This window comes from Pelagovum sp. HNIBRBA483 (assembly GCF_040931995.1).
GTDB lineage: Bacteria > Pseudomonadota > Alphaproteobacteria > Rhodobacterales > Rhodobacteraceae > JAEPMR01.
This window is the reverse complement of sequence record NZ_CP162412.1, coordinates 1,514,046-1,532,825: the sequence shown is the minus strand read 5'-3', so window position 1 is coordinate 1,532,825 and position 18,780 is coordinate 1,514,046. Positions and strand designations below refer to the sequence as shown.

Below are 18,780 nucleotides of genomic sequence, written 5' to 3'. Positions count from 1 at the left end.
CCTTTTCTGTTTGCGCGGAAGTAATAAATCAACTTTGTGGATAATTAAAGAGGCGTTTCTGGCGTCTCTCTTCCATCCAAGGTCAACTGCATGATCGTCAGGTTGAGCCACCGCCCGAATTTCTGGCCCACTTGCGGCATCTGCCCAACGATCTCAAATCCGAAGCGCTCGTGCAAGGCGATAGAGGCCGCGTTCTCCGCCTCGATCATCCCAACCATCGCATGGAGGCCCTGCGCCCGCGCCCGTTCGACCAGCTCGCGCATCAAGGCCCGGCCGATTCCTTTCCCCGCATATCCGGGACTGACGTAGACCGAATGCTCCACCGTCAGTCGGTAGCCGTCCTTCGCCCGCCACGGCATATAGGCCGCATATCCCACAAAGACCCCCGCCTCCGATTCCGCGACGAGCACAGGCAATCCCGCGCGACGGCGCTCTTCCAGCCACGCGCGGCGCTCGCCCGCATCGACCTCCTGCGTGGTCCACAGCGCGGTCGTTTCCCGCACGCCCCAGTTATGGATCACCGTCAGCGCAGGAATATCCGCCTCGGTCGCATCCCTGATGAGAATTCCACTCATCCGATAATCTCGAACTTCATCACATCCACCATACCACGATCCGTGATCTTCAGCCGCGGAATCACCGGCAGCGCGAGGAACGCCAGTTGCAAGAACGGCTCCTCCAGCCGCACCCCCAACCGCCGCGCGCCGGTGCGCAGCGCCACCAGCCGCTCGCGCACCACCTCAAAGCTCTCAAGGCTCATCAACCCTGCCACCGGCAGCGCCAGCTCGGCCAACACCATACCGTTCTGCACCACGACAAACCCGCCCTCGATCTCCGAAAGCCGGTTCGCCGCCACCGCCATATCGTCGTAATTCATCCCCACGCAGGCGATGTTGTGATGGTCATGGCACACGGTCGAGGCAATCGCCCCGTCCTCGATCCCAAAGCCGCGCACAAAGCCGGTGGCAATGTTGCCGTTCTTGCCATGCCGCTCGATTACCGCGATCCGCGCCAGATCGCGCGTCCGGTCAGGGCGCTTGTCGCCATCCTCGATCTCGATATCGACATACAGGTGATCGGTGATGATCTTCCCCTCGATCACCCCGATCACATCCGTATCCACATGGTTTCCACCATGGCGGAACTCCCGCGCGCTGACCTTCGGCGCATGGACCGAGCCGCGCCCCACCACGGGGATCACCTCCCGTGCCGCAAACGCCGCCGCATCGGCCCTCACGCCGCCAGCAAAGACCATTTGCGCGTCACAGGCCTCCAAAGACCCAAGCGCCACAATATCCGCCCGCTTGCCGGGCGCGATCACACCGCGATCCTTTAGGCCAAAGGCCTCCGCCGCCGAAAGCGACGCCGCGCGATAAGCCGCCAGAGGCGGCACGCCCTTTTCGATCAACCGCCGGATCATGTAATCCAGATGCCCATGCTCTCCGATATCCAGCGGGTTCCGGTCATCGGTACAAAGGCACATATAGGGCGCGGTCGTCTCGGTCAGCACCTCCGCCAGCGCTTCCAAATCCTTGCTCACCGATCCCTCGCGGATCAGCACGCGTATCCCCTTTTGCAGCTTCTCGCGGGCTTCCTCGGCGGTGGTCGCCTCATGCTCGGTGCTGATCCCCGCCGCGATATAGGCATTGAGGTCTTTGCCGCTCAGCATCGGGCAATGCCCGTCCACATGCCCACCCTCAAACAGCCGCAGCTTCGCCAGCGCCGCCGGATCACGGTGGATCACACCCGGGTAATTCATGAACTCCGCCAACCCGATGCCAGAGGGATGCCCCATCAACGGCGCCAGATCCTCCGCCTCGATCCGCGCACCAGCTGTTTCCATATCGGTCGATGGCACACAGGAGGAAAGCTGCACCCGCAAATCCATCAACAGATGCTGGCTCGCCTCCTGAAAGTAGCGAATGCCCGCCGTCCCGATCACATTGGCAATCTCATGCGGATCACATATCGCCGTGGTGATCCCGCGTGGCGTCACGCAGCGGTCAAATTCAAACGGCGTGATCAGGCTCGATTCCACATGCAAATGCGTGTCGATGAACCCCGGCACCAGCGTCAGGCCGGTAACATCCACCACCTCTTTGCCCTCATAGGCACCACAGGTGCCAACGATGGTATCACCACAAATCGCCACGTCCCCTTCAAGGAACGCGCCGGTGATCAGGTCAAAGACCCGCCCACCCCTAAGCACCAAATCGGCAGGCGCATCACCGCGCCCTTGGGCAATCCTGTCCTTAAGCCGTGCCATCCGCCGGCCCTCGTCCAAACTCCGCCGCGAGCCCACGCGCCGCGTTCAGCATCAACGGCAGGTCCAGACCAACAGCGGTAAAGGCAGTGCCCAGCTCGATACAGGTTTTCGCATAGGCCGGATCGGTTGCAAGAATGCCCGCAGGCACTTTCACCGCGTTCAAGCGCCCGATCAATTCGGCGATCTTTTCCTTTACCGTCGGATGCCCCGCCTGGCCCGGATAGCCCATGCTGGCCGACAGGTCGGCAGGCCCGATGAACACACCATCAACCCCGTCCGTCAGCGCGATGTCTTCCAGATGATCGGCCGCTTCCAGCGTTTCCACCTGAACGATCAAGCAAATCTCCTCATTGGCCCGCGCATGGTAATCCTTGATCTGTCCGTAGCGCCCCGCCCGCGTGCCACCGGCCACGCCGCGCATCCCTGCGGGCGGATAGCGCACTGCTTGCACAGCCGCTTCGGCCTCTTCGGCGTTTTGCACATAAGGAACAAGGATCGTCTGCGCGCCAAAATCCAGCACCCGCTTGATGGTTGCGGCACTGTTCTCGACAACCCGCACCACCGGCGTCGTGCGCGGATAGGCCGCCATCGCCTGCAAAGCGGGCAGCACGTCCATTACGCCCCGTGCAGCGTGCTCGGTATCAACCACGATCCAGTCATAGCCGATCCCCGCCAGCGCTTCCGGCACGGTGTTGCCGCCCAGCGTGTTCCATAGCCCGATCTGCTGCTCACCTGCCTTCAGCGCGGCTTTGAATGCGTTCTTCGGCAATTCCATCACATGCCCCCCACAAGGCTCGCCACCCGCCGCAGCGCCAGTAAATATCCTTCCGTGCCCGCCCCCGCGATCACGAAGTCGGCGCGCTGCGACACATAGGAATGATGCCGGAACGCCTCGCGCTTGTGAACGTTAGAGATATGCACCTCGCCCACTGGCCCGTCGAACGCATTGAGCGCGTCCAGAATGGCAACAGAGGTATGCGTATAGGCCGCAGGGTTGATCACGATCGCGGCCGATGTCTCCCGCGCCGCATGGATCATCTCGACCAATCCGCCCTCGTAATTGCTCTGCTGGAAGTCGATGTCATAGCCCAGCTCGGCGGCCAACGCCGTGCAAGCACGCTTCACATCGTCGAGCGTTTCATGGCCGTAAACCTCCGGCTGGCGCTTGCCCAGCAGGTTGAGGTTCGGGCCATTGAGGATCGTTATCAGTTTCGGCATGGGTCCGTCCGTTTGTCCGTTTCCTCTGTTGGACACCCCAGACCCAGCCACGTCAACCCGCTATTCAAGCCGCGCAGGGAATCCCGGCGCCCGCAGATCAGTGTCGAGCAAGTCCTCCAACAGTTTCGCGATCATCGGTGATTGCGCATCCCCGCCATAGGCCGCTTTCGCCGCCACATAGGTCTGCTGCGTTGCACCCGCCAGTTCCAGCGGCACCCCGAACTCGCGGCCAAAGCCCATCGCAAAGCCCAGATCCTTCAGCGCCAAGTCCATGTTGAACGCGATGTCATAAGAGCCGTTGAGGATCAGCGCACCTTCGGTTTCATGCACGAAGGAATTGCCTGATGACGCGCGAATTGCTTCCCACGCCTGCCCAAGGTCCAGCCCGCCACGCTTGGCGAGCATCAACGCCTCACCGCAGGCCTTCAGATGGATAAACGCCAGCATATTGGTAATCACCTTGATGATCGCCGCATTGCCCAATGGCCCCATGTGGAAGATCTTGTCGCCCATCGCCTCCAGCGCGGGTTTATGCGCTTCAAAGAGGTCGTCATCACCCCCAGCCAGCATGGTGATCTTTCCTTGCGCCGCCAGATGCACCCCGCCCGTCACCGGCAGTTCCATCGCCCGCACACCAAATTCCGCTGCCCGCGCCGCGAGCCGTTTCATCTCGTCACGGCTGAGGGTGGACATCTCGATCCAGTGATTGCCCGCCTCCATTTCCGGCAGGATTTCCTCAAGCACTGCTTCCGATACCTGCGGCGACGGCAGGCAGGTGATTACTGCATCCACCGCCCGCGCCACGCTAAGGCCGCTCTCGGCCCACACCGCGCCGCATTCTTCCATCCGCGCGCGATGCGATGCGTCCAGATCGAACGCCGTCACCGCGAACCCCGCCCGCCGCAGGCTCGCCGCCAAATGACCGCCTAAATTCCCCAGCCCGATAAAACCGTAATGCATGTTATCTCCTCCGTTTCCGCCAGCCTTGCGATAGCCCCCGCGAAAACTGTTCCCTTGGCGACATCTCATCAACAATTTCAGACATTTATTTCTCCAGCAGAATGCCTGTTTGCCGCCGCCAGTCATAGTCCTAAATGAGGTTTTGAACAGCGCCCCCCAAGGCGCTACAAGGATGCGTCCGAATGGCGGCAACTGCAGGAGACCTCGATGGAGCGCATAAATATCACCCGTGACCTCGCCCTTTCGCGCCTGATTTACGGGATGTGGCGCGTGCTGGACGACAGCGACACCTCGCCCGAACGTATCCGCAACAAGCTGGACGCCTGCCTCGATCAGGGAATCACCACCATCGACCAAGCCGCGATCTATGGCGGCTATCAGGCCGAATCCGCGCTCGGTGACGCGCTCGAAGGCACCCACCTGCGCGACAAGATCGAGATCGTCACCAAATGCGGCATCGTCGCGCCTTCCGCCCGTCACAGCGGCGTGCGCGTGCCCCATTACGATAGCAGCCGCGCCCATATCCTCGAGTCGGTGGATTATTCGCTGATGGCGATGCGCACCGATTACATCGACCTGCTGCTCATCCACCGCCCCGATCCCTTCATGAACCATGACGAAACCGGCGCCACTCTGGATGCTCTGGTGTTCTCCGGCAAGGTCCGCGCAGTCGGCGTCTCCAACTTCAAGCCGCATGACTGGTCGCTCCTGCAATCGGCCATGCGCACCCCGCTCTCCACCAACCAGATCGAGCTGAGCGTCGTCGCCCATCACGGCTTCACCAACGGCGATGTCGCTTTCCACCAGATGAACGACACCCCGATCATGGCATGGTCCCCCCTTGCTGGCGGCGCGCTCTTTGGCGATGATCCCGCCACCGCGCGCCTCCGTCAGGCCATCAGCAAATTCGCCGTCCGCACCGGATTTGACAGCGGTGCCGTGGCAATTGCATGGCTCCTCGCCCACCCCGCCAAAATCATGCCGATCATGGGCAGCAACCAGATTTCTCGGATCAAAAGCTTCTCGCAAGCGTTCGATGTCCCGATGGACCGCGAAGCATGGTTCGATATCTACACCTCCGCCCTCGGCCACCCCGTTCCCTAAATGATGGACACCGCCCTGATGACCGACGACACCGCATTCGATCCGGCGACGAACCCGATGGCCTTCCGCCATGCGCTGGGCCGTTTCGCAACGGGCGTCACCGTGATCACGGCACAAGGGCCGGAGGGGCCAGCCGGCATCACCGCCAACAGCTTCGCCTCGGTGTCACTCGACCCGCCCTTGGTGCTCTGGTCGCCGGCCAAAAGCGCGGGCCGCTTCCCGATTTTTGCGGAAGCCCCCCACTACGCCATCCACGTGCTGTCCGAAGCCCAACGCGACATCGCTGCCGCCTTCACACGCCACGTGAATGCCTTCGACGGGCTCGCGTGGCACGAAAGCGCCAACGGAACCCCCATCATCGAAAACTGCCTCGCCACGTTTATCTGCAGCCGCGAAGCCACCCACGACGCCGGAGATCACCTGATCATCGTCGGACGGGTGACTGACGTGCGCACGAGAGAAGGCAACGGGCTGGTGTTCCACGGTGGGAGATATGGCGGGTTTCGGGATGGGGGGTGAGTTGGGGGCGCTGCGGGCGTTAGTTTGAGCTTGTGGTCATGGACGGCCCCATGCGGAACTCTGCGAAGCATCACATTTCGGCGGCGCAGCATCCCTGAAGCGGAAAATAAAGCTCACTGCTTGGTCAATTCAACTGACGCCAGATGTGGGGGTTGGGTTCGTATCGGCCCTCAAACATAGTCCCGATCGAAAGTTCAAAACTCTCATGAATACGTTGATCGCGTTCGCAGACTCTGGACGAGAGGGCATGTAACCTTTGTGCGCAACTTGGTTGCGGAGCCACGCGACATTCCGCAAGTCATCGGCATTGGCATAAATCCAAGTCCCTTCTGGGAAGTCATCGATGACTGTCGAGATCATTTTGTACATTGGCTGACCAGTTCTGCGGTCTCGACGGACATTGCCTTGTCGATACTGGTACACGTTCAGGCCAGCATGTTCGGCAAATGGGGTAAGCCATTTCTCAATTTCGAACCAAGTAAGGCCCACGCAAGCCCGAAAATCTTCTTTTCTGTGCTCCGAAATCAGCTTTGAACCAACAGATGCGGTCGACAAAAGATCAGCATCATACAAGACTTCCCAATACGAAATTGCATCGCGAAAGACATTCAGGTCTATCGGGAAGCGATCTTGCGGCGCTTCAACTTTCAGCGCGCGAATACGCCTGAGTTGTTGTTGTGGAGGTCTGCTAAACGCACCTCCTTTAATAGCCAGACCGTCACTTCCATAGTGAAACCGACTGATAAGCCAAGTGGTGAGCTCAAAGTAGTCATGGATTGTGTAGTCGCCTCGACCGGTAAAGCGGGCACAAAACAATAGGAAGTTCAGAGCGCTGAGTGCTTCAACGTATTCAAATCTGGCGCTTCGAGAGACGCCCAGCCGCAAGTTTGCTATGTCCGCTGATTGGTTGTGTTCCCGTTCTGCTCGCAGGGCACTTTCAATTTCGTCCAAGTGAAGCATACAAAGATAGTCTCCCGTCACCGCAATTTTCCAGCCAGGTCTTTCGATCTCGACGATCTTTTCTAGAAGCTGAGACTTGGTCGAATCCGAAATGTACCCTTCACTGTTTGTCGAGAGTTCTGCAGGTTCAAAGTAATTTGGTGGGGCCGGCCAAAATCCAAAGTACTTTGTAATGTTGCGGTCGACAGTCATGATCACATCTGGTGGACGGCCACGATGGCACGCTCCCATGCAGTTCGAACGACCTGATATACATGCGCGGCGGCTCCGTTGCTAAGGAACAATTCGTCGTCCGATAGGCTCGCTATCCAGTTGGGTTTTGAAGACGCTGAGAATACGCGGTCGAAGTCGACCCGGTTGTTTGTAGCGCGGACACCGGTGAAGCCGTAGATTGCACAATGTTGCATGTGCTTGAACGCCCTCAATTGCTTTGTCAGCTTAGGGTCGTTGTAAGTCTTAACCCAATACTTTCGAGGAAAGTGATATTCGAAAATTGCCATAATATTCGCAATGGCGAGCAGATTGACTGAATGGTCAAGTTTGGACTGCACGCTTTGACGAACTTGCGGGTCAGAAATTGAAACCGCGTGCTGGGTCTTACTCAACAATTGTCCCTGCGCGTCATGCGCTTGCTGCATCAAATCTTGGCCCAAGGCGCTCAATGATGCCATCAAAGATGATTTCTCGGTTTGATCTAGCATGCCACTTCTTATCGGAATTACAAAACTCGGTCACCATCTTCGAATTGCACAAATGTACGCTGAATCTGTTGGAATTGAAGGTCGGCTATGATGTCCCGTCATCGCGGGTTTCGCAGTCGCAGCGAACGACCGGTTTCCGCCCTCTCCAATATTGGAATGTGTATCAGCATCGCCCCGCCGCAGTGCAGCTAAATTTTCCGTTAACTTTCTGCGGGTGCGATATGCATAGGATGTGCATGGATTGTGCATCACTTGTGCCCCCGAATTTCACCGCAGATTCCCCTCTTTTTCTGCGCTGCGGCACGGGGCGCGTGGTGCTCCGATGCCCCTCGGTCAGCCCGTCGCGTCGCATCCCCCTTGTGCCGCGCGGCGGGACCGTCCACAAAGGGGCAAACAGGCGGAGACCCCGATGAAAATCGCGACCTTCAACATCAACGGAATCAAGGCCCGTTACGAGACACTCCTGCGCTGGCTCGACGAGTCCGCGCCCGACATTGCGCTGTTGCAGGAGATCAAGTCGGTGGACGAGAACTTCCCCCGTCAGGAGATCGAGGATAAGGGCTACAACGTTGAAACTCATGGACAAAAGAGCTTCAACGGCGTGGCGATCCTGTCCAAATATCCGCTCGAGGATGTGAGCCGTGGCCTTCCGGGGGACGATACGGATGAGCAGGCCCGCTGGATCGAGGCGACCGTCACGGGAGACCGTCAGGCGCTGCGGATTTGCGGGTTGTACCTGCCCAATGGCAATCCGGTGCCGGGTCCGAAATACGATTACAAACTGGCGTGGATGGCCCGTCTGAAAGCCCGCGCCGAGGCGCTTCTGGCCGCCGAAATGCCCGCGTTGATGGCGGGCGATTACAACATCATCCCCCAAGCCGAAGACGCCGCCCGCCCTGACGCATGGCGCGAAGATGCACTTTTCCGCCCCGCCAGCCGCGCCGCCTTCCGAGAGATCTTGAACCTTGGAATGACGGAAGCTTTTCGCGCCTGCACACACGGCCCCGGGCATTACTCTTTCTGGGATTATCAGGCAGGTGCGTGGCAGCGTAATGATGGCATCCGCATCGACCATTTCCTGCTGACACCGCAATGCGCAGACCTCTTGCGCGATTGCTGGATCGAAAGCGAAATGCGCGGCCGCGAGAAACCCTCCGATCACGTGCCGGTCTGGGTCGATCTCGACGCCTGATCAAGCAGTGACGTCGAAGCCGTAGAGCCAATCATAGCGCGCCAAAAACCGTTCCGGTGCCAGCGCCCCGAACGCGCCAATCACCACAGCGCGACCCATCCCCATCAAAGGCCCCATGTGATAGCGTTTCGCATTGGCATTGGCCTCGGCAATGGCGCGGCTCACACGGGGTTTCCGCTGCGCCTCATAGATGGCAAGCGCTTTGTCTTGCGCCTCCTCCCCAGCCAGACACCGTGCCAAAACATGGCCATCCTCGATGGCCAGATTCGCCCCCTGCGCCAGAAACGGCAGCGTCGGGTGCGCCGCATCGCCCAGCAGTGCCAGCCGCGCCCCGTCATGCCACCGCGCCGCAACAGGATGGCGGAACAGGCCCCACAGCGCCACGTTCTCCACCTGCGCCAACAGCTCGCGCAACGCAGTCCCACAATCATCAAATGCCACGCGCAAATGCGCAGGATCGTCCCGATAATGCCAACCCTCCGCGGCCCAATCTGTGCGCTCCTGCACCGCGACGATATTGAGGCTGTCGGATGATAACGGATAGCTCACAACATGCTTGCCCTTGCCCATCCAGACCCGCGCCTCAGGTGCCGCTGCAATAGGCAAGACCGCCCGCCACGCAACTTGACCCGTGAAAAACGGCTCATCAGCACCATTCAGGCGGCTTCGGCTCTTTGAATGCAGTCCTTCCGCCCCGATGACCAGATCATACCCTGCCAAAGCGGGATCTTCAGCCTGCACCGCCTGCCCCGTCTTGATCACCACGCCCCGTGCCCGCCCGGCCTCTGCCATAAGCGCCAGAAACGCTCCGCGGTGAATGAAGCGATACGGCGCATCCGCACTGACCTTATCAAGTGAGAACCGCGCCAGCACTCTCCCAGAATGCGCGTCAACCGGCACCAGCGCCTTAGAGCGGACGGACACACCTTCCAATGCTCCCGCCAGCCCCAGCGCATTCAGCACCCGCACGGCGTTCGGCGTCAGCTGAATACCCGCACCAACCTCGCGCAGCGCTTCGGCCTGCTCATAAACGGTGACATCCGCGCCGAAGGCCCGCAGGCTCAAAGACGCAGAAAGGCCGCCCAGTCCTCCGCCAATGACGGCAACCGAGCGGCCCTTCAAACTTTGCTGCATCGGACGATCAGTCGTCGCGATGAACTTTTTCGCGGCGCTCGTGGCGCTCCTGCACTTCCAGCGTCATCGTCGCGATCGGGCGTGCATCGAGGCGCTTGAGGCTAATAGGCTCACCGCTGATCTCGCAATAGCCGTATTCGCCTTCATCGATCCGGCGCAGCGCGGCGTCGATCTTGTTGACGAGCTTGCGCTGGCGGTCGCGGGTCCGCAGTTCAAGTGCGCGGTCGGTTTCTTCAGAGGCGCGGTCGGCAATATCAGGGATATTGCGCGTGCCGTCTTTCATATGTTCGATAGTGTCCCTGCTGTCCTCCAGAAGATCAGCCTTCCAGTCCAGCAGTTTGCGGCGGAAATATTCAAGCTGCCGCTCGTTCATAAATGGTTCGTCATCAGCAGGACGGTAGTCGTCCGGCAGAAAGACTTCAGCTTTCATCTTGTGACCCTTCTCTGCGCCGTCGGTTAGGGCGTCTTGAGCGTCAACCATACGGCTCTCCCTCACATTTCGGTCCGTTTACTCCCACGCGGGAGAAGTGTCACCCCCCAAAAAACCCTAAAACAGATTGTTGAAGCTCGACGTCGCACAACATACTGTCCGCGTTATCAAACTTCGGAGAGAAAGCGTGAAATTCACTGGTACCGAGAGCTATGTCGCCTCCAACGAACTCAGAATCGCGGTCGACGCTGCCGTCACACTTGAGCGGCCGCTCTTGGTGAAGGGCGAGCCAGGCACGGGCAAAACAGAGCTGGCGCGGCAGGTAGCCTCTGCACTCGGTCTGCCGATCATCGAATGGCACGTTAAATCCACAACCCGCGCGCAGCAGGGACTCTATGAATATGATGCAGTCAGCCGGCTGCGCGATAGCCAGCTCGGCGATGAGCGCGTAAATGACGTGCGCAACTATATCCGCAAAGGCAAACTATGGGAGGCATTCTCCCATACCGGCAAATGCGTACTTTTGATCGACGAAATCGATAAGGCCGACATCGAGTTCCCCAACGACCTCTTGCAAGAGCTCGACCGCATGGAATTCCATGTCTACGAAACCGGCGAAACCATCCGCGCCGAAACCCGCCCCATCGTCATCATCACATCGAACAACGAAAAAGAACTGCCCGATGCCTTCCTGCGGCGGTGTTTCTTTCACTACATCCGCTTTCCTGATACCGACACGCTGAAACAGATCATTGATGTCCACCACCCCGGCATCAAAGCAGAGCTGCTCGCAACCGCCCTCACCCGTTTTTACGACATTCGCGAAACGCCGGGCCTCAAGAAGAAACCCTCCACATCCGAGGTGCTCGACTGGCTGAAACTCCTGCTTGCAGAAGATCTTGAAGCCGAAGACCTCCGCGCCGACGCCCAAAACGCCCTGCCCAAGCTCTACGGCGCGCTACTGAAGAATGAACAAGACGTCCAGCTTTTCGAACGCCTCGCCTTTATGTCGCGGCGGGAGGGGGCGCCGCGCCGCTGAATATTCCGGAGTTTTTCTTAATTCGCCCCCTAGGGCGCCACATTTCCCACCAACGCTGCACGGCGTAAGAGTATTTTGGTAAGAGAAATGATTCATTCTTTTGAAAAGGCAGGACGTCCATTGCGTCAGCGGCCAATCCAAGTTTCGAAAATGAGGCCCGCGCGCATTTTTCGCGCAAATTGGCGAGATTTCCTCTCTGAAAAGTATAACAAACGGTTAACGCGCCCCAACGCCCCAGCGTTTCGCAGCGGCTTTCTTTTGGGTGGCTCACTCCTCGCCCTTGTTGCTTGCGCCCCGCAAGATCCACCTATGATGCAAGCCACGCGCGCCATGCCGATGACGCTGGAGCTTCCCCCAGTTAAGCTCTTCAGCGCCACGCCGCAACTTGCCACCCCTGTGCTCGCCAATGCCAATCTGACCCGCGATTTCATAGAGCTCTCCTTTCAACTGGAAAGCGGACGACCTCTCCCATTTTTCACCCGCTTCGATGGTCCGATTACGGTCTACGCTGCACCAAGCCTCAACCAGATCGGCCAGCGCGATCTCCAGCAATTGCTCGCCCGTTTCCGCTCAGAGGCAGGACTGTCCATCACCCTATCACGCAGCTCCGATGCACGGATTGTTATTGAGGCGATCCCCCGTGCACGCATTCAGTCCACCGTCTCCGGCGCGGCTTGTTTCGTTGTTCCCAATGTGCGCGGCTGGGCCGAGTTTCAAAAGGCAAAAAATAGCGGTCGCCTCGACTGGACAACCCTTCGTAGCCGCACCACCGCTACCGTTTTCGTCCCCTCCGACGCACCACCACAAGAGGTGCGCGACTGCCTACACGAGGAACTGGCGCAAGGTCTTGGCCCGCTCAATGACCTCTTCCGGTTGGAAAACAGCGTCTTCAACGACGATAACTTCCACTCCGTTCTCACCCCTTATGACATGCTGATGCTCAGGGCATACTACCATCCATCTCTCGCAAATGGCATGACGCGCGACGACGTAGCCACCCGCCTTCCCGCGATCTTTGCGCAACTCAACCCCGCCGGTGCCGCTCTCAGGCCAACCCCGATCATCGGCGGAAATTCCGCATGGGAGGCGGCGATCAACGCCTCGATGACTGGCTCGCTGTCGTTCTCAAGGCGCACCAACGCCTCCGAAAATGCGGTCCGCCTTGCCAACAGCACCACGCTGCCGGCGCAGTCGCGCGCGTTCTCACTCTTCGCGCTGGGGCAACTAAAATTACGAAGCGATCCCGGCGTTGCCTATGGCGCATTCCGCGCTGCGGACGGGATATATAGCCAACAGCAATCAACCGCGATCCAAAGCGCACATGTGAAAGTCCAACTCGCAGGCTTTGCTCTTTCGGCCGGTGATGCCACGACGACGTTGCGCCTCACGGACGAAGCGATCCCTGTCGCCTATGCACATCAAAACGCAGCCATCCTTGCCTCGCTAATGATGCTCCGCGCCGAGGCCCTCGATCTCTTGGGCCGTCCGCAAGAAGCGGCCGAACAACGACTGGACAGTCTCGGTTGGGCGCGGTACGGGTTTGGCAGTGACGACACCGTCCGGCGAAAGCTGGCAGAAATCTCTGCGCTGAACCCGGCCATTTAGAGGCATGCGACATGATCTATCCGCTCTCCGGTCTGCTATTGGGTGCGATCATCGGCGGCTTTGGCGCACGCAGACGCCAAGGAAAGGCACTTGATCTGGCCCAATGGGCAGCCGTCGGTGCGATGATCGGTGGCGTTCTTGGACTTTTCGCCCTCGTCTTGATCGAGCGCAGCTACAGCTAGGGCGATGTTCCTCCCGTTCTTCGGCAACCTCCGAAAGCAAGGAGTTCCGGCCAGCTTGCGGGAATTTCTGTCCTTCCTGGCCCTGCTTAGGGCAGGCCTTGCCACCTACGACATTGACGCCTTCTACCACCTCGCGCAAACCGCACTGGTAAAAGACGAACGCCACCTCGATCGGTTCGACCGCGCCTTTTCAGCGACCTTCTCAGGCATAGAAACCATCAGTACCGATCAGGTAATCGAGTCCCTCGACATCCCCGCCGAATGGCTTGAGAAACTTGCTGAAAAGACACTCTCCGCCGAGCAGCGCGCCGCTATCGAAGCCCTTGGCGGCTTTGATAAACTAATGGAAACCCTGCGCGAGAGGCTCAAAGAGCAACAGGGCCGCCACCAAGGTGGAAATAAATGGATCGGCACTGCGGGAACCTCTCCCTTTGGGGCTTACGGCTATAATCCCGAGGGTGTGCGCATTGGTCAGGACACCAGCCGCCATCAACGCGCGGTCAAGGTCTGGGACAAACGCGAATTCCGCAACCTCGATGATCAGGTTGAGCTCGGAACCCGCAACATCAAGGTCGCGCTCAAGCGCCTCCGCCGCTGGGCCCGCGATGGGGCGGCCGAGGAGTTTGATCTCGACGGCACGATCCGCGCAACCGCCGAACATGGCTACCTCGATGTTCAGACCCGCCCCGAGCGCCGCAACGCGGTAAAAGTGCTTTTATTTCTGGATGTTGGTGGCAGTATGGACCCTCACATCCGCGCTGTCGAGGAACTCTTTTCCGCCGCGCGCGCAGAGTTCAAACATCTCGAACATCACTACTTCCACAATTGTCCTTATGAGTTCATGTGGAAGGACAACGCACGCCGCTGGAACGAGCGCCTGTCCACATGGGATCTGCTGCGGACCTACGGGCAGGACTACACCTGCATTTTTGTCGGTGACGCCTCGATGTCCCCCTACGAGATCGCCTTCGCCGGCGGCGCCAATGAGCACTGGAACGAAGAGGCCGGCGAGGTCTGGCTCAACCGTATCGCGCAGAACTGGCCCAATTTCCTCTGGATCAACCCCACCCGCGAAGAGCACTGGGGCTATACCCGCTCTATTGCTATGGTTCAGAATATCATAGGCGCGGAACGAATGGTTCCGATGACCCTCGAAGGCCTGAACCGCGGCATGGCTTTGTTGCGCTAGCCATCCTTGAAGGAGGAAAGATCAATGGCACGACGCCGGATCATTCGTCAGTTATGGGCGCGTCATCGCATCGCCAGCATCGGCCTATTGCTGGCGCTGGTTCTGACGGCAGGCTTCGGCACACGGATGGTTGTCGCCACGCTGTTCTGGAGCGATCCGAGCCATTGGCAGGAAGAACCGGCCGGCTGGATGACCATTGGCTTCATCTCAAAGAGCTGGCGCATTCCGCCCGATGTCTTGATTGACGCATTGAGCACAGACGCGAGGGTCACACCTCGAATGCGCTTAGAAGAACTGGCCACGCTCCTCAATATATCAACTGATGAACTGCTTGAAGATGTTGCGCAAATCCTTGCGGAGCAAGAGCGCCAGCAATGACCGACTGGATCCTCCCGCAGCTTTCCTACTACGGCGCAACGCTGCTGTTCATCACGACCTTTCTCAGTTGCATTGCAATGCCAATTCCGGCCTCACTGGTGATGTTGGCAAGCGGTGCCTTCGTTGCAGCAGGCGATATCCCCTTCTCCACAGCAGTTGCCGCCGCCCTCAGCGGAGCAATACTGGGCGATCAGGCGGGCTATGGCATCGGTCGTTGGGGCAGCAGGTGGTTGGATCAGTATCTCGCAAAACACCCGCGCAGCGCACGACTGATGCAAAAGGCCCAAGTTCAGATCAACCGCTACGGTGGGCCGGGTGTTTTCTTCAGCCGATGGCTGGTGTCACCTCTTGGCCCCTATGCAAATTTTGTTGCTGGAGCGACACGGCTGCGCTGGCTTCAGTTCACCATCTGGGGCGCAGCGGGTGAGGTGGTTTGGGTGCTCCTCTACATCACGCTTGGCACCGCTTTCACCAGCAATATCGGCCTCGTAGCCGAACTCGCCTCCGATATCTCCGGCCTGCTGGCTGGGCTTGCCGTGACCGCGCTTCTTGCCTTCTGGCTTCGCCACGCCATGCGCGCCCGCCGCTTGGGCCGTCGTCGCCGCCCCTCGGCGCTTGGCAAACCGCGCTAACAGCCCCATATCACCTTCATGTTGAAATTCACGCCGATCCTTCTCGCCATACTCTACGCCGTCGCGATGTACCGCTTTTCATCATGGCGGCTTGGCAAGGAGCTCGACAGCCGTTCATCCGAGCTGGCCGATCCGACGCTTCAAAACACCTTCCAAAGGCTCGCTACCGCGCTCGATCTTCCGCGCATAAAAGTGCACCTTTATGAAATCGACCCCGTCAACGGCCTCGCGGCACCAGACGGGCGCATTTTCATCACCCGCGGCTTCTACCGCAAATACAGCAGCGGCCATGTCACAGCCGATGAACTGGCCTCCGTCGTCGCACATGAACTCGGCCATGTTGCGCTCGGTCACGGCCGGCGGCGGATGATCGACTTTTCCGGTCAGAACGCCTTGCGCACCGCACTGGCAATGGTCTTGAGCCGCTTCCTCCCCGGCATTGGCGTCTATATAGCCAATGGCCTCTCCAGCCTTCTGATGGCCCGCCTTTCGCGTTCTGACGAATATGAAGCGGACGCTTACGCCTCCGCCCTGCTTGTCAAAGCGGGCATCGGAACCGCCCCGCAAAAGTCCTTGTTTCAAAAGCTGGAGGCATTAACGGGCGGCGCAGGCGGCGCAGCGCCAGCTTGGCTTCTGAGTCATCCGAAAACAGCCGAACGTATTGCCGCTATCGAGAAAAACGAAGCCCGCTGGCTTGACTAATTCGCACTCAACGCTTTTGCTAATCGGGGCAATCGCGCCTTTTTAAAAAGGCTCCGGCTTGTCCATTCGGCGCCAGAAAGAGCACGCGCTTTTTCCAGCACTCTACCGCAGACTGTCTCCATCCCTGCGGCATCCTTCAACCAAAAGCCATAGAGCAACCCGTCAGGCTCCAACCGTTGAAGCCCTTCCTCCGCCAGTATCGACTTCGGAAAATCGGCGCGGTTCAAGGTCACGATCCCATCAGACGATGCAAAGACCGCCGCCGCAAGCACATGAATATCGGCCGGATCAGGTAGCCAGAACCGCCGTTCGAAGCCATCAGGCACCAAAATGCTCGCATTTGGGAACCGTGCCGCCAGCAACGCCACTTCCCCGCGCGCGACGGCCTCACCTTCTGGTCCCAATCGCGCGGCGGCCCGTGCCCATTCCTCCAGGATCCGCGGTGACCAAAGCGCCTCAAAGAACCCCGCCTCCGACGCACCGAGAAGAACCTCCCGCATCACGGTCGGAAACATGACACAGGCATCTAGGACCAGCTTCATAGCCGGAAAAACACCGACTTCAGGTAGCCGGACTCCGCAAGCTGCGGCAATTGTGGGTGATCGGGGCCTGCAAACCCGGTGTAGATGATCTGCCCACGCCGACCGGCCTTGCCAATTCCACGCGCGCTCGCGTTGCGGAATTTGCTCAGGTCGGCCGCATGCGAACAGGAACATAGACCGAGGTAGCCACCTTCCCGCACCAACGGCGCGGCCAGTCGCGCAATGCGCTCATAAGCCCGCAATCCCGCGTCCAATGCTTTCTTGGACGGTGCAAACGCAGGCGGATCACAAATCACAACGTCGAAACTGGCGCCTTCCACAGCAAGCGCCGCGAGCACCTCAAACGCATCCCCTTGCCGTACCGCGAAGCGCTCCGCCATGCCCGACGCCTCAGCCCCTTTTTGGGCCAATGACAGCGCCTGTTCTGAGCCGTCAACGCAAAGCGCCGATTTCGCCCCCGACGCGAGGCAAGCCAACCCAAAACCGCCCACATGGCTAAAAACGTCAAGCACTTCCGCTCCGTTTGCCAGGCTCGCCGCAAACGCATGATTGGGACGCTGATCAAAAAACAGCCCCGTCTTTTGCCCGCCCATGACATCCGCCATATAAGTGGCTCCGTTCATTGGAACGTGAATCGGAGCCTGCGGCGCTGTACCGAGGAGGATTTCCGTACGGTCATCCAGTCCCTCAAGACCACGCGCTCGCCCGCTGCCATTGAGAATAACCGTCGTAACGCCGGCAATATCGCGCAGCGCCTCGGCGAACGAACGCGCCATAGCGTCAGCCCATGCCGCATTTGGCTGCAACACCGCAACGTCACCGAAACGATCAACAATCACACCGGGAAAACCGTCTGCTTCTGCATGGATCAGGCGGTAATATGGCTCTGCGAACATCCCCTCCCGATGCGCCAAGGCACGCGAAATCCGGTCTGCAATCCAAGTGGCATTAATTTGCGCTGTTAGGTCGAGATCCAGTACACGGCAAGCAATCTTCGAAGCTGGGTTGATAGTAGCAACAGCCAGATCGCGCCGTTCGGCATCCTGCAATAAAACGATTGTTCCGGCGGGGAGCGCCTTTGTGCGGCGATCCAAAACAACTTCATTGGAATACACCCAAGGAAATCCGTGACGGATGGCACGAACATCAGCTTTGGGCATAAGGCGGACAATAGGCAAAGAGGACAGCGTCATGCCGTCCTCCTAAAGTTTAAACCGGAATTTCGGAAGCGAAATCTGTCAACTGCTCGCCGCCATGATCGCAGGCGCCGTTCCGTTTCCACCAAGCTGTTCAAAAAGCTGTTGGGTCAGGTAGCTGACAACACGGACTTTCTCGGTCTGGCCCATGCGTTCCAGCTCGATTGCCGCTTGGCCACCCGGGGCGGGCAGGTTTAGGTCAATCATACGCGGTCCTTCAATCGCAACGCCTGTTTCGGCGTTATACACCGTCATTTCAAAGACCATGTGATAGCTACCACCGACCGAATAACGGGTGCGTTCTGTGACGCCATGAAACCGATTTACGACCAGCTGCACATAGACAGGGATATCCCCTTCCAAGGTTTCTGCACCAAGGGAGGCTGCTTCCTCAAACAGCATTTCTACCTGCTGGTGCCGATCACCAAAGAGATCACCGCGCCAAACGATATCAGCGATCGGATAGAAGCTGTTTGCCTCAGATACTGACAATGACTCAGGTACAAACACCTGTACGTCCTCTACCGCATACGAATGCTGGAAAGCCGTCGTCTCTGCCGTGAGTGGCATATCGAGCGGCGTCGCACGCGATGCCGTGTCGACAGTTGACGTGCAACCAGCGATGCCAAGCGCCAAAGTGAGGAGAGCGATGATGCGTACCATTTCGTCGATCCTTTCAGGCTGCGTTTTCTTCAGCCAAACGAATTCATGTTCGAAAGATTGCGCCAAACTGGGGCGTGAATATGGCAGGTTGTGGTCATTTCGGGGGAACAATCTGAGCGGGAATATGTGCAAGCCCCCATTGTTAGCGCTAACTCAACATGTTAGGGC

General features: G+C 59.0%; 22 protein-coding genes. 10 read left to right on the top strand and 12 right to left on the bottom strand.

Annotated elements, in window-relative coordinates:
* Positions 1-44: 44 nt before the first annotated feature.
* Genes AB1E42_RS07600 through AB1E42_RS07580 form a run of 5 tightly spaced genes read right to left on the bottom strand, consistent with a single transcriptional unit; the run spans position 45 to position 4,444 of the window.
* Positions 45-575 (bottom strand): N-acetyltransferase family protein, encoded by a 531-nt coding sequence (locus AB1E42_RS07600; protein WP_368343650.1) that lies wholly within the window; start codon positions 573-575, stop codon positions 45-47.
* Positions 572-2,266, bottom strand: a complete 1,695-nt coding sequence (ade, locus tag AB1E42_RS07595; RefSeq protein WP_368343649.1) for an adenine deaminase — start codon at positions 2,264-2,266, stop codon at positions 572-574. The genes AB1E42_RS07600 and ade overlap by 4 nt, the downstream gene beginning before the upstream one ends.
* Positions 2,253-3,041, bottom strand: a complete 789-nt coding sequence (locus tag AB1E42_RS07590) for an HpcH/HpaI aldolase/citrate lyase family protein (RefSeq protein WP_368343648.1) — start codon at positions 3,039-3,041, stop codon at positions 2,253-2,255. Before AB1E42_RS07590 ends, ade begins: the two co-directional genes overlap by 14 nt.
* Positions 3,041-3,484 carry a type II 3-dehydroquinate dehydratase gene (gene aroQ, locus AB1E42_RS07585; RefSeq protein WP_368343647.1) on the bottom strand — a complete coding sequence of 148 codons (444 nt, stop codon included), beginning with the start codon at positions 3,482-3,484 and terminating at the stop codon, positions 3,041-3,043. Before aroQ ends, AB1E42_RS07590 begins: the two co-directional genes overlap by 1 nt.
* A 60-nt stretch (positions 3,485-3,544) precedes the next feature.
* Positions 3,545-4,444, bottom strand: a complete 900-nt coding sequence (locus tag AB1E42_RS07580; RefSeq protein WP_368343646.1) for an NAD(P)-dependent oxidoreductase — start codon at positions 4,442-4,444, stop codon at positions 3,545-3,547.
* Between the two features lie 207 nt (positions 4,445-4,651).
* Here AB1E42_RS07580 and AB1E42_RS07575 point away from each other — a divergent pair, with 207 nt between their 5' ends.
* A complete protein-coding gene (locus AB1E42_RS07575) occupies positions 4,652-5,548 on the top strand; it encodes an aldo/keto reductase family oxidoreductase (protein ID WP_368343645.1) in 897 nt (298 codons plus the stop codon).
* A gap of 18 nt (positions 5,549-5,566) precedes the next feature.
* Positions 5,567-6,067 carry a flavin reductase family protein gene (locus AB1E42_RS07570; RefSeq protein WP_368343644.1) on the top strand — a complete coding sequence of 167 codons (501 nt, stop codon included), beginning with the start codon at positions 5,567-5,569 and terminating at the stop codon, positions 6,065-6,067.
* Positions 6,068-6,196: 129 nt separating this feature from the next.
* Here AB1E42_RS07570 and AB1E42_RS07565 read toward each other — a convergent pair whose 3' ends face one another.
* Together AB1E42_RS07565 and AB1E42_RS07560 are read right to left on the bottom strand one after the other, a co-directional pair.
* Positions 6,197-7,219, bottom strand: a complete 1,023-nt coding sequence (locus AB1E42_RS07565) for a hypothetical protein (RefSeq protein WP_368343643.1) — start codon at positions 7,217-7,219, stop codon at positions 6,197-6,199.
* 2 nt (positions 7,220-7,221) lie between these two features.
* Positions 7,222-7,728, bottom strand: coding sequence for a hypothetical protein (locus tag AB1E42_RS07560; protein ID WP_368343642.1), 507 nt, complete (start codon positions 7,726-7,728; stop codon positions 7,222-7,224).
* A 409-nt stretch (positions 7,729-8,137) separates the two neighbouring features.
* On the opposite strand from AB1E42_RS07560, the gene xth reads away from it, so the two are divergent.
* Positions 8,138-8,920 (top strand): exodeoxyribonuclease III, encoded by a 783-nt coding sequence (gene xth / locus AB1E42_RS07555; protein WP_368343641.1) that lies wholly within the window; start codon positions 8,138-8,140, stop codon positions 8,918-8,920.
* Here xth and AB1E42_RS07550 read toward each other — a convergent pair whose 3' ends face one another.
* Together AB1E42_RS07550 and dksA are read right to left on the bottom strand one after the other, a co-directional pair.
* A complete protein-coding gene (locus tag AB1E42_RS07550) occupies positions 8,921-10,054 on the bottom strand; it encodes an FAD-dependent monooxygenase (protein ID WP_368343640.1) in 1,134 nt (377 codons plus the stop codon).
* 7 nt (positions 10,055-10,061) lie between these two features.
* A complete protein-coding gene (dksA, locus tag AB1E42_RS07545; RefSeq protein WP_368346389.1) occupies positions 10,062-10,484 on the bottom strand; it encodes an RNA polymerase-binding protein DksA in 423 nt (140 codons plus the stop codon).
* A gap of 187 nt (positions 10,485-10,671) precedes the next feature.
* Between dksA and AB1E42_RS07540 the strand changes: the two genes are divergently transcribed.
* The 7 genes from AB1E42_RS07540 to AB1E42_RS07510 all read left to right on the top strand — a co-directional run bounded on the left by AB1E42_RS07540 (position 10,672) and on the right by AB1E42_RS07510 (position 16,211).
* The gene (locus AB1E42_RS07540) at positions 10,672-11,523 is read left to right on the top strand and encodes an AAA family ATPase (RefSeq protein WP_368343639.1); all 852 of its coding nucleotides are present in this window, start codon (positions 10,672-10,674) and stop codon (positions 11,521-11,523) included.
* A 309-nt stretch (positions 11,524-11,832) separates the two neighbouring features.
* Positions 11,833-13,128 (top strand): DUF2927 domain-containing protein, encoded by a 1,296-nt coding sequence (locus AB1E42_RS07535; RefSeq protein WP_368343638.1) that lies wholly within the window; start codon positions 11,833-11,835, stop codon positions 13,126-13,128.
* Positions 13,129-13,139: 11 nt separating this feature from the next.
* Complete coding sequence (locus AB1E42_RS07530) at positions 13,140-13,310, top strand: hypothetical protein (RefSeq protein ID WP_368343637.1); 171 nt, start codon at positions 13,140-13,142, stop codon at positions 13,308-13,310.
* Positions 13,311-13,314: 4 nt separating this feature from the next.
* Positions 13,315-14,499 (top strand): VWA domain-containing protein, encoded by a 1,185-nt coding sequence (locus AB1E42_RS07525; RefSeq protein ID WP_368343636.1) that lies wholly within the window; start codon positions 13,315-13,317, stop codon positions 14,497-14,499.
* A 24-nt stretch (positions 14,500-14,523) separates the two neighbouring features.
* Positions 14,524-14,877 (top strand): hypothetical protein, encoded by a 354-nt coding sequence (locus AB1E42_RS07520; RefSeq protein WP_368343635.1) that lies wholly within the window; start codon positions 14,524-14,526, stop codon positions 14,875-14,877.
* Positions 14,874-15,509, top strand: a complete 636-nt coding sequence (locus AB1E42_RS07515) for a DedA family protein (protein WP_368343634.1) — start codon at positions 14,874-14,876, stop codon at positions 15,507-15,509. The genes AB1E42_RS07520 and AB1E42_RS07515 overlap by 4 nt, the downstream gene beginning before the upstream one ends.
* A gap of 18 nt (positions 15,510-15,527) precedes the next feature.
* Positions 15,528-16,211, top strand: a complete 684-nt coding sequence (locus AB1E42_RS07510; RefSeq protein WP_368343633.1) for a M48 family metallopeptidase — start codon at positions 15,528-15,530, stop codon at positions 16,209-16,211.
* Here AB1E42_RS07510 and AB1E42_RS07505 read toward each other — a convergent pair.
* Genes AB1E42_RS07505 through AB1E42_RS07495 form a run of 3 tightly spaced genes read right to left on the bottom strand, consistent with a single transcriptional unit; the run spans position 16,208 to position 18,612 of the window.
* Positions 16,208-16,753 (bottom strand): RSP_2648 family PIN domain-containing protein, encoded by a 546-nt coding sequence (locus AB1E42_RS07505; protein WP_368343632.1) that lies wholly within the window; start codon positions 16,751-16,753, stop codon positions 16,208-16,210. The two genes, AB1E42_RS07510 and AB1E42_RS07505, sit on opposite strands and share 4 nt — an antisense overlap.
* Positions 16,750-17,946 carry an RSP_2647 family RNA methyltransferase gene (locus AB1E42_RS07500; protein ID WP_368343631.1) on the bottom strand — a complete coding sequence of 399 codons (1,197 nt, stop codon included), beginning with the start codon at positions 17,944-17,946 and terminating at the stop codon, positions 16,750-16,752. The genes AB1E42_RS07505 and AB1E42_RS07500 overlap by 4 nt, the downstream gene beginning before the upstream one ends.
* A gap of 45 nt (positions 17,947-17,991) precedes the next feature.
* A complete protein-coding gene (locus AB1E42_RS07495) occupies positions 17,992-18,612 on the bottom strand; it encodes a DUF6778 family protein (protein WP_368343630.1) in 621 nt (206 codons plus the stop codon).
* Positions 18,613-18,780: the final 168 nt, after the last annotated feature.